The 13,618-nt window shown below is 62.3% G+C and carries 15 protein-coding genes; 9 read left to right on the top strand and 6 right to left on the bottom strand.

Annotation, left to right across the window (positions count from 1 at the left end):
• The first annotated feature begins 36 nt into the window (after positions 1–36).
• The 3 genes from CPI83_RS05595 to CPI83_RS05590 all read left to right on the top strand — a co-directional run bounded on the left by CPI83_RS05595 (position 37) and on the right by CPI83_RS05590 (position 2,443).
• A complete protein-coding gene (locus tag CPI83_RS05595) occupies positions 37–594 on the top strand; it encodes a TetR-like C-terminal domain-containing protein (protein ID WP_021332048.1) in 558 nt (185 codons plus the stop codon).
• 61 nt (positions 595–655) lie between these two features.
• A complete protein-coding gene (locus tag CPI83_RS30695) occupies positions 656–793 on the top strand; it encodes a hypothetical protein (protein ID WP_157920611.1) in 138 nt (45 codons plus the stop codon).
• Between the two features lie 9 nt (positions 794–802).
• Complete coding sequence (locus CPI83_RS05590) at positions 803–2,443, top strand: ABC-F family ATP-binding cassette domain-containing protein (RefSeq protein ID WP_097386921.1); 1,641 nt, start codon at positions 803–805, stop codon at positions 2,441–2,443.
• A gap of 69 nt (positions 2,444–2,512) precedes the next feature.
• On the opposite strand, the gene CPI83_RS05585 is transcribed toward CPI83_RS05590, so the two are convergent.
• From CPI83_RS05585 to CPI83_RS05560, 6 genes are all read right to left on the bottom strand, one after another.
• Positions 2,513–3,001 carry a nuclear transport factor 2 family protein gene (locus CPI83_RS05585; protein WP_097386920.1) on the bottom strand — a complete coding sequence of 163 codons (489 nt, stop codon included), beginning with the start codon at positions 2,999–3,001 and terminating at the stop codon, positions 2,513–2,515.
• A 27-nt stretch (positions 3,002–3,028) separates the two neighbouring features.
• Positions 3,029–4,342 (bottom strand): MFS transporter, encoded by a 1,314-nt coding sequence (locus tag CPI83_RS05580; RefSeq protein WP_044480096.1) that lies wholly within the window; start codon positions 4,340–4,342, stop codon positions 3,029–3,031.
• 76 nt (positions 4,343–4,418) lie between these two features.
• A complete protein-coding gene (locus tag CPI83_RS05575) occupies positions 4,419–5,876 on the bottom strand; it encodes an FAD-dependent oxidoreductase (RefSeq protein ID WP_020909035.1) in 1,458 nt (485 codons plus the stop codon).
• Positions 5,873–6,655 carry an SDR family oxidoreductase gene (locus CPI83_RS05570; protein ID WP_020909036.1) on the bottom strand — a complete coding sequence of 261 codons (783 nt, stop codon included), beginning with the start codon at positions 6,653–6,655 and terminating at the stop codon, positions 5,873–5,875. Before CPI83_RS05570 ends, CPI83_RS05575 begins: the two co-directional genes overlap by 4 nt.
• On the bottom strand, positions 6,648–7,484 hold the full coding sequence (locus CPI83_RS05565) for an SDR family oxidoreductase (RefSeq protein ID WP_007731420.1): 837 nt from the start codon (positions 7,482–7,484) through the stop codon (positions 6,648–6,650). Before CPI83_RS05565 ends, CPI83_RS05570 begins: the two co-directional genes overlap by 8 nt.
• A gap of 49 nt (positions 7,485–7,533) precedes the next feature.
• Complete coding sequence (locus CPI83_RS05560) at positions 7,534–7,983, bottom strand: nuclear transport factor 2 family protein (RefSeq protein ID WP_021345469.1); 450 nt, start codon at positions 7,981–7,983, stop codon at positions 7,534–7,536.
• Between the two features lie 138 nt (positions 7,984–8,121).
• On the opposite strand from CPI83_RS05560, the gene CPI83_RS05555 reads away from it, so the two are divergent.
• From CPI83_RS05555 to CPI83_RS05530, 6 genes are all read left to right on the top strand, one after another.
• Positions 8,122–8,844 (top strand): helix-turn-helix domain-containing protein, encoded by a 723-nt coding sequence (locus CPI83_RS05555; RefSeq protein ID WP_029256190.1) that lies wholly within the window; start codon positions 8,122–8,124, stop codon positions 8,842–8,844.
• A gap of 131 nt (positions 8,845–8,975) precedes the next feature.
• Positions 8,976–9,941, top strand: coding sequence for a pirin family protein (locus CPI83_RS05550; RefSeq protein WP_021332042.1), 966 nt, complete (start codon positions 8,976–8,978; stop codon positions 9,939–9,941).
• A 1-nt stretch (position 9,942) separates the two neighbouring features.
• Complete coding sequence (locus CPI83_RS05545) at positions 9,943–10,689, top strand: pirin-like bicupin family protein (RefSeq protein ID WP_020970713.1); 747 nt, start codon at positions 9,943–9,945, stop codon at positions 10,687–10,689.
• A 114-nt stretch (positions 10,690–10,803) separates the two neighbouring features.
• Positions 10,804–11,586 carry a pirin-like bicupin family protein gene (locus CPI83_RS05540; RefSeq protein ID WP_020970714.1) on the top strand — a complete coding sequence of 261 codons (783 nt, stop codon included), beginning with the start codon at positions 10,804–10,806 and terminating at the stop codon, positions 11,584–11,586.
• 44 nt (positions 11,587–11,630) lie between these two features.
• The gene (locus tag CPI83_RS05535) at positions 11,631–12,557 is read left to right on the top strand and encodes a hotdog fold thioesterase (RefSeq protein ID WP_097386919.1); all 927 of its coding nucleotides are present in this window, start codon (positions 11,631–11,633) and stop codon (positions 12,555–12,557) included.
• 66 nt (positions 12,558–12,623) lie between these two features.
• Positions 12,624–13,607 (top strand): protocatechuate dioxygenase, encoded by a 984-nt coding sequence (locus CPI83_RS05530; protein ID WP_097386918.1) that lies wholly within the window; start codon positions 12,624–12,626, stop codon positions 13,605–13,607.
• The last annotated feature ends 11 nt before the right edge of the window (positions 13,608–13,618 follow it).

Below are 13,618 nucleotides of genomic sequence, written 5' to 3'. Positions count from 1 at the left end.
CCGACGCGAAGCCTGTCATACAGGGAAGATGCGTGCATGAGAACTCCGGTTACCCGTGAACGCGTGATCGCTGCCGCAGCCGATCTGGTCGACAGCAAAGGCGCCGACGCTCTGGTACTGAGTCAACTCGCCGAGACCCTCGACGTCCGGCAGTCAGCGCTGTACAAACACGTCGACGGGGTCGACGACGTCCACCATCAACTCAGCCTCCTCGCACGCAGCCTTCTCGCCGAACAACTGCGTGCCGCCGCGGTCGGTCTCTCGCGCGACGACGCCGTCATGGCGCTCGCGGACGCATGGCGTGCGTTCGTCCGAGTACACCCCGGGCTCTACGCCATCACCGACCGCTACCCCACTGCACCACATCCCGATCTGGTCTCCGCCGTCGGCGAGGTGGTCGACGTCATCAACAAGGTGATCGCGGGATACGGTCTGAGCCCGGATGATTCGGAGCAGGCGGCGTGGTCTCTTCGCAGTGCGCTGCACGGCTTCTGCATCCTCGAATCGGTAGAGGGACAACCGGCCGGCACCGACCCGGATCGGGTGTATCGACGACTGGTCGAACTTCTCTGCGCCGGTATTGCTCGTATGTAGATACCGGCTCCTGTTATCGTCGGATGAAACAACACAGACCAAAAAGGATCAGACATGGTTGGTGAACTCGACATCTCCGGATAAAACCGGGCATGACGGCCACCGGCAGACGCCTCGGAGCGCTGCCGTCGTGGCCATGTTGTCGTTCACTTACCCGACTCTTCGCGGAGCAGCGTTGCCGCGCCCGCACAACACCTGAGGTCTATTCATGTCCGATACCTACATCGTTTGCTCGAATCTGTCTTTTGCCTGGCCGGACGACACTCCGGTCTTCGACGAATTGTCATTCACCGTGCCCGGCGGCCGAACCGGGCTGGTGGCCCAGAACGGCGTCGGGAAAAGCACTCTGCTCAGATTGATCGCCGGCCAGTTGCGGCCGCGCGCCGGCAGTGTGTCCGTCGACGGCGTTCTCGGATACCTTCCGCAGGACCTGCCACTGACGGGCGATCTGACCATTGCCGAGGTCTTGGGCATCGCCCCGACGCTCGCTGCGTTGGACGCAGTCGAATCCGGGGACACACGAGAAGAACACTTCACGACAATCGGCTCCGACTGGGATATCGAGGAACGAACGCGAGCCCAACTCGGTCGACTCGGTTTGGCCGACATGACGTTCGATCGTCGCCTCGACACTCTGAGCGGCGGGCAGGTCGTCTCGCTCGGACTGGCGGCGCAACTCCTGCGACGCCCCGATGTCCTTCTCCTCGACGAACCCACCAACAACCTCGACCTGGACGCGCGCCGCAGGCTTTACGACGTTCTCGACGACTGGAGTGGTTGTCTGTTGGTGGTCAGTCACGATCGAGGACTACTCGACCGCATGGACTGCATCGCCGAACTTCACAGCGGCGAGATCAGCTTCTACGGTGGCAATTTCACCGACTACGAAGCCGCGGCACGCTCGGCTCGCGAAGTGGTGGAGAAGAACATCCGCAACGCCGAGCAAGAGGTCAAGCGCGAGAAGCGCGAACTGCAGCAGGCCCGAGAACGTGCTTCGCGACGCGCAAGTAACGCTGCCCGCAATCTCGGGAACGCGGGCTTGCCCAAGATCTTTGCGGGGACCATGAAGCGCAATGCTCAGGAGTCGGCCGGCAAGGCGAACGAGACACACCTCGCCCGGGTCGACGCGGCAAAGGACCGACTCGACAGAGCGGGCCGCGCTCTTCGAGACGACCAGACGATTTCGCTCGAACTGCCAGGCACTCACGTACCCGCCGGACGCATGGTGTTCCTTGGTGAGCGAATGCAATTCGCGTTCGGCGATCGTGAGATCTTCGCCGACCCCGGCATTGACCTGGCCATTCGAGGACCGGAGCGTATCGCGTTGACCGGGCCGAACGGCGTCGGAAAGTCGACGCTACTTCGCATCGTCAACGGGGATGTTGCGCCGACTTCCGGTGAGGTCAAACGAGCCGACGGTCGGGTGGCATATCTGTCGCAGAGGCTCGACCTACTCGACCCCGCACGCACCGTCGCCGAGAACTTTGCATTGTCGGCTCCAGGCCTACCGGCCCCGGAACGCATGAACATCCTGGCGCGCTTTCTCTTTCGGGGTGCGGGTGCTCACCTACCCGTCGCTGCGCTCTCGGGCGGTGAACGATTGCGGGCTACGTTGGCGTGCGTTCTCTTCGCCGATCCGGCTCCGCAACTTCTGCTTCTCGACGAGCCGACCAACAACCTCGACTTGGTGAGCGTCGCGCAACTCGAAAGCGCTCTGAACGCGTACCAGGGGGCGTTCGTGGTGGTCAGCCACGACGAGAGATTCCTGGCCGAAGTGAAGGTCGAACGCTGGCTGAGGCTCTCGGACGGCCGTTTGACCGAGGTCGCCGCACCGGAGGCAGCGGGCTGATCCGAGTAGTGAACAGACGAAGGGCCTTCACACACGATGTGTGTGAAGGCCTTTCGTCTGCGCGGCCGGTCAGGGAGTTCTGGTAAAGACCGGGTCGTCGAACGATCGCCGTTGTGTCACCCAGTCCGTGGGCAAGACGTTCTCGATCACGTCTTCGCGAGATTCGTCGAACACGACGATCCGATCGGCGATTCGCCACTCACCACGGCGCCTTTCGAACCTGTCGACGTAACGGCACTTGATCGTGGCAAGCGTCTGCACCGAATCCGTACCGGAACGCTCCTGACGGAGGAAACACAAGCAGTACGACTCGCACTGAGCGACATCGCCGTTGACGTCGATCAGTACGTTGGAGATGCAGTGAATCGACGAGTCGATCGTCTTGTGCCTGAGCTTCATGTCTTCGATGAGCCCGTCGACAGTTCCGATGTAACCACCGTGGTTGTCTATCGCGTCGTCGAAGTAGCAGAAGGCTACGCTGTCGAAATCTTTCCGATCGACGGCCCGAGCGTAGCGATACAGAACTTCGGTGATTTCTTGCTTGTCAGCGAGGGACACAGCCCGTCTCCTGTTCTCCCGAGGTGATCAATCAACCTGCAGTTCAACGCCCTTGGTCTCCTTGATGAAGAAGACCGTGACGAGGGTGATCACGGCACAGAACACGAAGTATCCGGCCGGGGCGAGAGAGTTACCGGTCAAGCTGATGAGATAGGTGGCGATGAAGGGCGCGGTGCCACCGAGGAACATGTTGGTGACGTTGTTACCCAAGGCCAGACCGCTGTACCGCACAGATGCTTTCAGCATTTCGACATAGGTCACGTACGAAGCACCGTTGACAACGGAAACGCAGATGAAGAGCACCGACTGACCGACAACCGCCTGCCAGATACCAGAACCGGCCATCATCATGAACATCGGGATTCCGAGAACCACTGCGGCGGCACTACCGGCGAACAGCACCGGCCGACGCCCGTACTTGTCTGCCATGTATCCCGAGATCGGCAACGTGATGACGCCGAGAACCAGTGCAAGAGAAGTGGAAAGGAAGGCGACGCGCGACGAGTGACCGCCGGTGGTCTGCAGGTACGTCGCGGCATACACCGAGGCGATGTAGTAACCGCCGGTGATGAGTGCGCCCAGCAGGATGATCTTGACGACGCTGCCGCCGGAGGTACTGAGCAGCTCACGGATGGGAAGCTTCTTGGTCTCACCCTTGTCCTGCAGTTCCTCGAACTGAGGAGTGTCTTCCATCTGGCTACGGATCCAGATACCGATGCCACCGATCAGCAGGCTGAGCAGGAACGGGATACGCCAAGCCCATTCGAGGATCTGCTCTTGCGAGAATACCGACGTCAGGCCGAGGGCCATGAGCGAAGCAGCCAGCGAACCCAGGTAGGTGCCGGTATTGACCATCGAGGTCTGCGTCGCACGCCACCGCTTGGGAGCGGACTCGGAGACAAACGCGTTGGCGCCGCCGAGTTCACCGCCGGCCGCGAAGCCCTGCAGGCAACGAGCCAGAACGAGGATGGACGTGGCCCACACTCCCAACGTGGCGTAGGTCGGCAGCAGGCCCATTCCGGCTGTCGCCAGAACCATCAGAAGGATGGTCCAGGAGAGAGCATTCTTGCGGCCGTACTTGTCGCCGATGTGGCCGAAGAAGATTCCGCCGGGCACGCGTAGAAAGAAGGCCACGGCAAATGCTGCAAAGGTACCGAGCAGTGCTGCGTTCGGGTCGTGGGAAACGAAGAACAGCGCGGCGATTGTCGTGGCCATGTATCCGTAGATACCGAAGTCGTAGTACTCGACGACGGTACCGACGATGGCCGCGCGAATTACCTTCGTCGTCGACTGTCGTTCGGTTGCCACGTTCCTGCCCTCGGTGGATTCGGCTCTCGCCATGGTCTCATTCTCTGACATGTTGTTCCCTGCCTGGATTGGATACTGACTGGATTCGGTGCCGCGCAGACGTCGGACGTCAGGAGTGCGCGATGGAATGGACCGGTGCGCTCTCAGCGCTGGTCCTGGTGTAATTCGCCGCATTACGTCCCGCTACGCGGCCCATGGTCAAAGCGTTGGCAACTGCATTGCCGCCGCCCACGTATCTCAGTCCGAGGATTCCGGCGCCGGCCTCACCGGCCGCGTACAGACCCTCGATAGGTACTCCGGTGCTGCCGAGCACGGCCGCATCGGTGTTGATTTCCATTCCCGCATGCGTGCATACGAGCTCTGCCGGAAGGATTTTCGCGGCATAGAACGGAGCTGTCGCAATAGGATCCGGGTTGCCGACGGCACCCTTGTTTCGCAGCGTGCGATGACGGAGGAAGTCGTCGTCGTGACCGCTGGGCAGTTGGTCGTTCCATCGACGCAGGGTTTGCGTCAACGTCGCAACCGGAACACCCGTAGCCACTGCGAGGTCTTCGATCGTATCCGCGCGAATCGTGCCACCGGCGGCAACTTCTTCCTCGATGCGTTCGGGATTCCAATCCGCATATCCCGGAGCCAGATTCACGCGAGCGTTCTCGTCGAAGATCATCCAACCGTATCCACCCTGATGGTCGATGATGCCGGTCGAGACGGCGTACGAGCTGTCCTCGTCCATGAATCGACGGCCGTCCTGGTTGACGTAGATCCGCGACTTCGGCGGAAAACCGGCCTGCCAGTGATGGAATCGCTGGAAGTAGACCGTGGGCAGCATCAGACCCCAGCCGTCGCCCGCCACGGAAGCACCGAGGTTTTCGGCAAAACGAAGATGGTCTCCGCGACTCCCCTCGGCTGCGACGACGAACAAGGCGTCTCCGGCCTTGTTCGCGTCCGGGAAGTGGCGCGCCACCAAGCCCGGATCTTGCGCGAATCCACCGGAAGCAACAACGACGGCGCCCGCATGTACCTCGATGTCGTCGGCGACAACACCGACAACCCGACCGTCTTCCTCGATCAGCTTCTGCACCCGTGTTCCGAAGATGACCTCGATCCCGTGCTTACGACGAGCCTTGTCCAGCACCTGAATCAGTCCGTATCCCTGATCCTTGGGCACATGGCCGCGCCAGACGTCCTCGACGCCGGCCTGGGCGAGTCCCGGTTGGTGAGCGTTACCCGAGATTGCCGCCGGAATTTCGACGCCAAGTCCGATGAGCCATTCCAGTGTCGGACCGGCGTTTTCGCAGAACGCACGAATCAATCCGGGTGAGAGCATCCACTGGTTGAGGTCCATGTAGTGCTGGAAGAACTTCTCTGCCGAGTCGTCGACTCCGAGGCCTGCCTGCACGCTTGTTCCGGCGGCCGTGAAGATTCCGGCCGAAAGCGCAGTGGATCCACCGAGTTCGGTTTCGGACTCGAACAGCAGAACGGATGCGCCTTCTTCAGCTGCCGACACCGCAGCGGCGAGACCGGCTCCGCCGCCACCGATGACAACGACGTCCCAGTGCTCGGTCATGAAAGTTCTCCAGTCTCCGCGATGATGCGGTGGTAAAGACCGTTCGACACCAACCCGCCGTCGACGGTGAGCTCCGTACCGGTGGTGTAGGTCGAACTGTTCGAGAGCAGGAACAGCACTGCTTCGGTGATCTCGTCGAGAGTTCCCATGCGTCCGAAGGGAACCGACTTCAGTGACGCGGCGACGAAGTCGTTTGCGCCGCCGAGCAGCGCCGTACCGACCAGTCCCGGGTGCACAGAGTTGACGCGAATCCCCCACTGCGCGAAGTTGCCCGCGGCCGACTTCGACAGACCGGTCAAACCCCACTTACTCGACGAGTAAGCCGGAGAGAAGTATCCGATCTGACCGGCGATGGACGAGATGTTGACGATCGATCCGCCACCACTCTCGCGCATCAGCGGCGCCACCGCCTTCATACCGTAGAACGGACCGAAGAGGTTGATCTTCATGGTCAGTTCCCAGATGTCGTTCGGGGTGTCCATAAATTCGAGCCGACGCGAGATGCCGGCGTTGTTAACCAGTCCCCCGAGTTCCCCACGGGTGGTGCGAATTTCGTCGACAACCCGGTCCCAGGCCTCGGCATCGGTGACGTCTAGAAGATGAGCGGACGCCGATCCGCCGGCGGAGACAATGTCGTCGACCACGCCGGATGAATCCGAAACATCGGCAATGCAGACATGCGAACCGCGCGCGGCGAGAGTGCGCGCGTGATGCGCTCCCATCCCGGCAGCACCGCCGGTAACGAGAACGACGCCGGGATATTTCGTGGACTCAGACATGCCGCGAACCACCGTCCACCGCAATGCTGTGCCCGGTGACGTAGCGCGCGCTGTCCGAGAGCAGGAACAGCAGCGGGCCGAAGACCTCTTCGGGCGAGCCCAGACGATGCAGCGGCACCGCGTCGAGTGCGTTCGCGAGCGCGATCGGATCTTCTTGAACCCACTTCGTCATCGCCGTGTCGATGTAGCCGGGCGCAATGGAGTTGACCCGAATACCCTTGTCCCCAAACTCCACTGCGAGAGACTCCGTGAGGTGCGCGACGGCAGCTTTCGACGTGCAGTAAGCGCCTCTCCCCTTCCGCACACGCAGCGCAGATACCGAGGACATGTTGACGATGGCGCCGCCGGGACCGAGGTGGCGTGCCGCTGCCTGAGCACCGTAGAGCACTCCTTCGACATTGACACTCAGCGTTGCGCCGATCTGCTCCGGGGTGATCTCCTCGGCCAGCGCGAACGGGAAGATACCCGCATTGTTGATCCAGAAATCGACCCGGCCGAACTCCTTCAACGCCAACTGCGCAAGCAGTTCGTGCTCGTCCGGCTTGGTGACGTCGACCCGAGCTCCGACGACGCGACCCGGCTTGTCCGCCAGTGCATTCGATTCCAGGTCCGTATTGATTCGTGCGGCCGTGGCGAGCATCTGCTCTTCGTTGATGTCGGCACCGACGACATGTACGCCGCGTGTTGCCAGCCCTTCGGCGAAGGTCGCACCCATACCCTGAGCCGCGCCGGTCACCACTGCGACCTTGCCTGCCAACTCCGGGTACACCGCCGACATCTGCGTCACAACGGTGCGGCCCGGGTTCGTCTGGTCAGAGCTTTCGGTCATGATGTACTTCTCCTACTGAATATTGTTGTGCAAGAAACTTTTCGGTACTTCAGCCTTGTTCGGACACTCGAGGTGCGTCGTCTCGGGAGACGGTGCGGCGGGCGATCTTCCATTCCTCACCGACCCGAACCACGCGGTCATCGACAGTCGTCATCCGCACCAGTCGCGATTCGCCGCCGCGAGCGGTGGCAACTATCTGCAGGTACCCGCGCACTGCGAGAGCACTCTCGTCCACCGCCTCGACTACGAGATTGGTCAGAACGTGCCGATGCACCTCGTCGACGGCTTCCGCAGCAGCGTAAAAGCGAGCAGCAAACGCTGCAAGGTCGCCGAAACCGACCACGGGTTCCGGATAACTGGGTGAATGAAATTCACCGTTGGCCGTGAATGTCTGCGCCCAATCCTGCTGGCGCCCAGAGTCTATGCAATGACTCTGGTGGCCGTACAGCTGTTGGATTGCGACAACATCCTCCGTTGCCACGACGCGATAGTTGCTCATGAAGGTTCTCTCCGAACACGCTGCGCTGCATCCACCCGAAGGTTGTGCAGCTCCGTAAAGTGTGCGATAATCGCACACACTGTGCGATATGTTCAAAGCGTAGGTGGCATACCTCACAAACGTCAAGAAAGGGATTTGATGTCAGAGCTGAGCGAGGAACACCGACCGCGCAAAAGCGCAGTTCAAGTGGACTCGAGCATGTCGAAAACGCTGCACCACGGACTCGAGATCTTGGAACTCCTGACGTCCTATCCGCACGGTTTGTCAGTCACGGACATTGCCGACGGAGTGGGAGTCCACCGGACTGTCGCACATCGGTTGATCCGCACGCTCGAGGCTCATCACCTGTGCCGCAAAGACTCCTTCAAGCGCGTCACTCTCGGCGCCGGACTGGTCACCCTCGCCGAACCGGTGGAACAGGATTTACGAACCCTGGCCCGCCCGATACTTCAAGAACTTGCCGAGGCCACCGAGGCGACAGCACACCTGGTGGTCCGCGAGAGCGACACCGAAGTGCGCGCACTGATGGTGGTCGAACCGCGCAGCGCCAAGGTTCACGTCGCGTTTCATCCAGGGCAGGTTGATCCGATCGACCGCGGCTCCGCCGGGCTTTCCATTCTTGCCTCACTCCCACCGGTGAGCGGGGAACGAGAGGAAGTGACGGCGGCCCGCGCACGGGGTTACGCAGTGACCGTCGGGGAGGTCATCCCGTCCGTCCTGGGAATCTCGGCAGTCATCCCCGGCAGACGCCGCGACGCCATCTCCAGCCTCGGAATCTCCGTGTTCGACTCCGAGGATCAAGCAGCCCTGGGCGCCGAGGTCATGGCAGCGGCAAAAACCCTCGGCAGCATGTTGCGCTGATCCAGACAACAGGCTGATCCGAACACCAGTCGAGCCCCGGGAATACCCGGGGCTCGACTTTGTTGACTCCGAATGAGATAGTTGAACAATCAACTACCTGACATCAGCTTCACGGATACAAGGAGTACGACATGCCTGCTGTGACAGTCGAGAACATCTTGGCCCTGCCCCGCCTCGACGAGCCGGCAGAGGCAGCAGTCGACCGCCCCGTCAAGAGCATCACCACCGCGCCGGTCGGATACGAAGGTGAAGGCTTTCCCGTCCACCGCGCGTTCGCCGGCATCGACCTCTCCGCCCTCGACCCGTTCATCCACATGGACCAGATGGGCGAAGTCAACTACGCACCCGGAGAGCCCAAGGGCACTCCGTGGCACCCGCACCGCGGCTTCGAAACCGTCACCTACATGATCGACGGCATCATGGAGCACCAGGACTCCAACGGTGGCGGCGGTGTAATCGGCGGCGGCGACACCCAGTGGATGACCGCGGGTGGCGGCATCCTTCACATCGAAACTCCGCCGGAGCACCTCGTCCTCAGCGGCGGCCTGTTCCACGGCGTCCAACTGTGGGTCAACCTGCCTCGCGACAACAAGATGGCATCTCCGCGGTACCAGGACATCACGGGCAACAAGGTGGCCCTGCTTTCCTCGCCGGACGGCGGAGCCTTGGTGCGCGTCATCGCCGGAGACATCGCCGGCCACGCCGGACCCGGATCGACGTACACACCCATCGCGCTCTCCCACACCACTATTGCCCCGGGTGCGAGCCTGACTCTGCCCTGGAACCCCGAGTTCAACGCCATCGTCTACGTGCTCGCCGGCGAAGGAACGGTCGGAGCCGAGCGTCGACCCATTCGAGTAGGGCAGACGGCTGTCTTCGGACGCGGTGACTCCATCACCGTCGCCGCTTCCGATCGCCAGGATTCGCGGACCGAATCCCTCGAGGTATTCATCCTCGGTGGCAAACCGATTCGTGAGCCCATCGCGATGGCCGGGCCGTTCGTCATGAACACCAAGTCCGAGGTCATGCAGGCCTTCGAGGACTTCCAGGCCGGACGCCTCGGATCCATCCCGGCAGCACACGAAAAGCTGAGCTGACATGTCGTCGGTGGTCGTCCAACGAGCAGCCGAACGTGCGCACCTCAACTACGGCTGGCTCACCGCGCGTCACAGTTTCCCCTTCGCCGGAAACTTCGATCACGCCGCGTACGCGCACGGACTTCTGTTGGTGAACAACGACGACATCATCGAAGCCGGCTCCGGTTTCGACACTCATCAGCACCGCGATACCGAGATCGTGACGTGGGTGCTCAGCGGATCTCTGGTTCACCAGGATTCCGCTGGGCACTCCGGCGTCATCCATCGCGGACTCGCGCAGAGAATGAGCGCCGGTACCGGAATCCTGCACTCCGAGCGCAACGATCGCTTCCGGGCCGACGGCTCACGCGTCACCGAACCCGTTCACGTCGTTCAGATGTGGATACCGCCGGACGAATCCGGAGTGACCCCGAGCTATCAGGAACTCGACATCAACTCCGAACTCGACGGCGGTGGCCTGATCACCCTGGCATCGGGGATGCCTGCGCATCGCGGTCACAGCGCCATCGGCCTGCACAACAAACATGCGGCACTACATGTTGCTCGCCTCGAGACCGGCGGGTCGGTATCTCTTCCGGATGCGCCGTACGTGCACGGGTTCATCGCCAGCGGCACTGTCGACGTCGAGGGAGTCGGATTGCTGGGACCAGGAGATTCGTTGCGACTCAAGGACACTGGCGGTCAACGAGTCGAGGGAATCGACGATGCGGAGATACTCGTGTGGGAGATGCACGCGTCGACGAACTGACGACACCACCGAGTACGCCCAATGTTCGGACTACACAGCAGGTTCGTCGTAGGGTGGATGCCGGTAGTGGTGGATCCGGTAGTGATGGATCCCGGTGGCACAGAAGGAGGAGCCATGGCATCTGGTCGAGCACAGGCCCCACGGACGACACCGCACATCGATGTGCACCGCTCCGGTGATCGCTTGAAATCCCGCGTCTCCTGGCTGGATTCGAAACATTCGTTCTCGTTCGGACAGCATTACGATCCGGACAACACTCATCACGGATTGCTGCTCGTCAACAACGACGACACCGTACTGGCGGGAACCGGTTTCGATACCCATCCGCACAAGGACATGGAAATCGTGACCTGGGTGCTTCGCGGTTCGCTCGTGCACCAGGATTCCATCGGCCACACCGGCGTCATCTATCCAGGCCTCGCCCAGCGCATGAGCGCCGGCACCGGAATCATGCACAGTGAGAAGAACGATTCGTGGCGTATTGGCGGCGAACAGCATTCCGACCCCGTGCATTTCATCCAGATGTGGGTGGTACCCGACGAAGGTGGACTGACTCCCGGCTACGAACAACTCGAGATCGACGACGAACTGCTGCGCGGCGGTCTGATCCCGGTGGCCTCCGGAATGGAGCGCTACAAGGATCATTCGGCGATTCGCATCAACAACAAGAACGCCGCCATGCACGTCGCGCGGATTCTGCCCGGCACCTCCGTGAATCTTCCCAGCGCACCGTTCCTGCACGTCTTCGTTGCGCAGGGCACTGCCGAGATGGAGGGCGTCGGCACACTGTACGAGGGTGATGCCGTCCGGTTGAGCGATTCGGGTGGGCAGCAACTGACCTCCGACGCCGGGGCGGAAGTCCTCGTCTGGGAGATGCATTCACGTATCGGTGGTTGAGACCCGGTCTCGGCAGGACTGGGTGCGCTGGAGATACTCGACGGATGAGCATCGACAACTCCGCCGCACCCGTCACGCAACTTGACCCCCTCAACACCTTGATGGGTGTGCGCGCCGTATCGGTCGTGCCGGGCGACTTGGCCTTCGCGCAGGCAGTCGGCCCGCGCTTCCACGATCACCGTGGCAAGACGGTGCTCGGTTCCATCGGCGTCATGATCGACGGTGCCATGGGCGGCGCGGTGTACTCGGGGCTGACCTCGGGCCATCAATCCGTGCTCGCGCAGGTCACGGTCAGCGCGGGCGCCGACATTCCCGCTCTCGCAGACGTCGGCGCCACCGGCACGCTCGTGCATCTCGACGACGGCGTCGGGCTCGCGTCCGGTCAACTTCGCGACGAGAACGGCACCCTCCTGGCCGTGATGGCCGGCCGCGCAATGGTGGTCTCGCGTCCACCCGTCGTCGGAATCGACGACTACGTGGACGGTGCGCCGCTACCGGTCCCGACGCCGGAGAAAACGAGCAACCTGAGTGGGTTGTCGGGGTCCGACGTCGTCGAAGGTATCCGAGGCGGCAAACTCGAACGCGGACCGCTCGCCGGGCTACTCGATCTTGCTGTCGTCGACGTGACGCCAGGTTCCGTCGTCGGGGAGTTCGCACCCGTCGCCTGGATGGCCAACCCGCTGGGCGCCGTGCAGGGTGGTGTCCTCATCTCGGCAGTCGACGCCATTACGGGACTGGCAGCACAGACCCTGACCAGCTCCGATCAGGACTATCGCGTCCTCGACCACAAGATCGACTTCCTGCGCTCACCCGACATCGGCGGGCCGGTCTTACGCGCCGAGGCCTCCGTGATTCGTGCCGGGCGCAGGCTCGCGCTGATCGAAACGCGCATCGTCGACGCCGGCGGACAGGTCTACGTACGGGCCACCTCGAGCATCCAGATGCTCTCCCAGCAAGTTCACAGCGGATAACCAGTTCCGCACCAGGTCGCCCGTCCACCATTGAGACAACAGCCCACACAATGGAGGTACAGCGGCGTGAACAGAGACATCGAAGCGAGCAGGCTACGCGTGAGCCGTCGACGGGCCCTCGCTCTCGGCGGAACCATCAGTCTCGGCGGGCTCATCGCAGCCTGTTCCGGTAACAGTGGCACCGCCACGACGAGTTCGGCCGCGGCTGCATCGACGACAACCACTTCCGGCGCTTCCGCAGCGGCCACGTCCGGCGATGCCGTCACCGCACTTCTGGCCAAAGCACCGCAGTGCGTCATGAGCAAGGAAGAGACACAGGGCCCCTATTGGTTCGACGTCGACTCCATTCGCGGCGACATCCGCGAAGACCGTCCGGGCACCACACTGCAGGTGGCAATGCGCGTGCAGGACAACAGCCAGTGCAACGTCGACGGCAGCATCGGCGCGGTCTCCAACGCCGTCGTCGAGATCTGGCACTGCGACGCCGGCGGCGTGTACTCCGGCTTCGAATCCGGTTCGCTGAGCGCCAACGGCGGCGGCGGTGGCGGAACTCCCCCGGCCGGCGGGATGGGTGAACCTCCGTCAGGTGCACCCGGAGGTGGAATGGGCGAACCTCCGTCAGGCGCACCCGGAGGAATGGGCGGCGGCATGGGCGGTTCCGGAGAGACCTCCGACGGTTCGTACAGCGTCGGCGACACCGAAGCCACCACCACCGACGACGGCACCTACCTGCGCGGCGCCCAGACCACCGATGCAAACGGCATCGCGCAGTTCACCACGATCTTTCCCGGCTGGTACATGGGCCGCACCACCCACATTCACGTCAAGGTGCACATCGACAAGAAGACGGTCCTCACGTCGCAGACCTTCTTCGACGAGACCCTTCTCGACGAGGTGTACTCGCAGTCCCCGTACAGCGAGCACACCGGTCGTGAGAACAACACGAACAACGCCAGTGACGGTATCTACGACGACACCGGCCTCATGACCGTCGAGAAGCAGTCGGACGGTTCCTACCTCGCCGTCATCAACCTGGGTATCGACGCCTGAGGTAGGAGCCA

The sequence above is a fragment of the Rhodococcus sp. H-CA8f genome, assembly GCF_002501585.1.
GTDB classification, from domain to species: Bacteria; Actinomycetota; Actinomycetes; order Mycobacteriales; family Mycobacteriaceae; genus Rhodococcus_F; species Rhodococcus_F erythropolis.
The sequence above is the reverse complement of the archived record's forward strand: the minus strand, read 5'-3'. Positions and strand labels throughout refer to the sequence as shown.

Excerpts from the sequence above, each read along its gene's own strand:
- CPI83_RS05595 (WP_021332048.1), top strand. The coding sequence starts at position 37 with ATGAGAACTCCGGTTACCCGTGAACGCGTGATCGCTGCCGCAGCCGAT.
- CPI83_RS05590 (WP_097386921.1), top strand. The coding sequence starts at position 803 with ATGTCCGATACCTACATCGTTTGCTCGAATCTGTCTTTTGCCTGGCCG.
- CPI83_RS05580 (WP_044480096.1), bottom strand. The coding sequence starts at position 4,342 with ATGGCGAGAGCCGAATCCACCGAGGGCAGGAACGTGGCAACCGAACGA.
- CPI83_RS05575 (WP_020909035.1), bottom strand. The coding sequence starts at position 5,876 with ATGACCGAGCACTGGGACGTCGTTGTCATCGGTGGCGGCGGAGCCGGT.
- CPI83_RS05570 (WP_020909036.1), bottom strand. The coding sequence starts at position 6,655 with ATGTCTGAGTCCACGAAATATCCCGGCGTCGTTCTCGTTACCGGCGGT.
- CPI83_RS05565 (WP_007731420.1), bottom strand. The coding sequence starts at position 7,484 with ATGACCGAAAGCTCTGACCAGACGAACCCGGGCCGCACCGTTGTGACG.
- CPI83_RS05560 (WP_021345469.1), bottom strand. The coding sequence starts at position 7,983 with ATGAGCAACTATCGCGTCGTGGCAACGGAGGATGTTGTCGCAATCCAA.
- CPI83_RS05555 (WP_029256190.1), top strand. The coding sequence starts at position 8,122 with ATGTCAGAGCTGAGCGAGGAACACCGACCGCGCAAAAGCGCAGTTCAA.
- CPI83_RS05550 (WP_021332042.1), top strand. The coding sequence starts at position 8,976 with ATGCCTGCTGTGACAGTCGAGAACATCTTGGCCCTGCCCCGCCTCGAC.
- CPI83_RS05545 (WP_020970713.1), top strand. The coding sequence starts at position 9,943 with ATGTCGTCGGTGGTCGTCCAACGAGCAGCCGAACGTGCGCACCTCAAC.
- CPI83_RS05540 (WP_020970714.1), top strand. The coding sequence starts at position 10,804 with ATGGCATCTGGTCGAGCACAGGCCCCACGGACGACACCGCACATCGAT.
- CPI83_RS05535 (WP_097386919.1), top strand. The coding sequence starts at position 11,631 with ATGAGCATCGACAACTCCGCCGCACCCGTCACGCAACTTGACCCCCTC.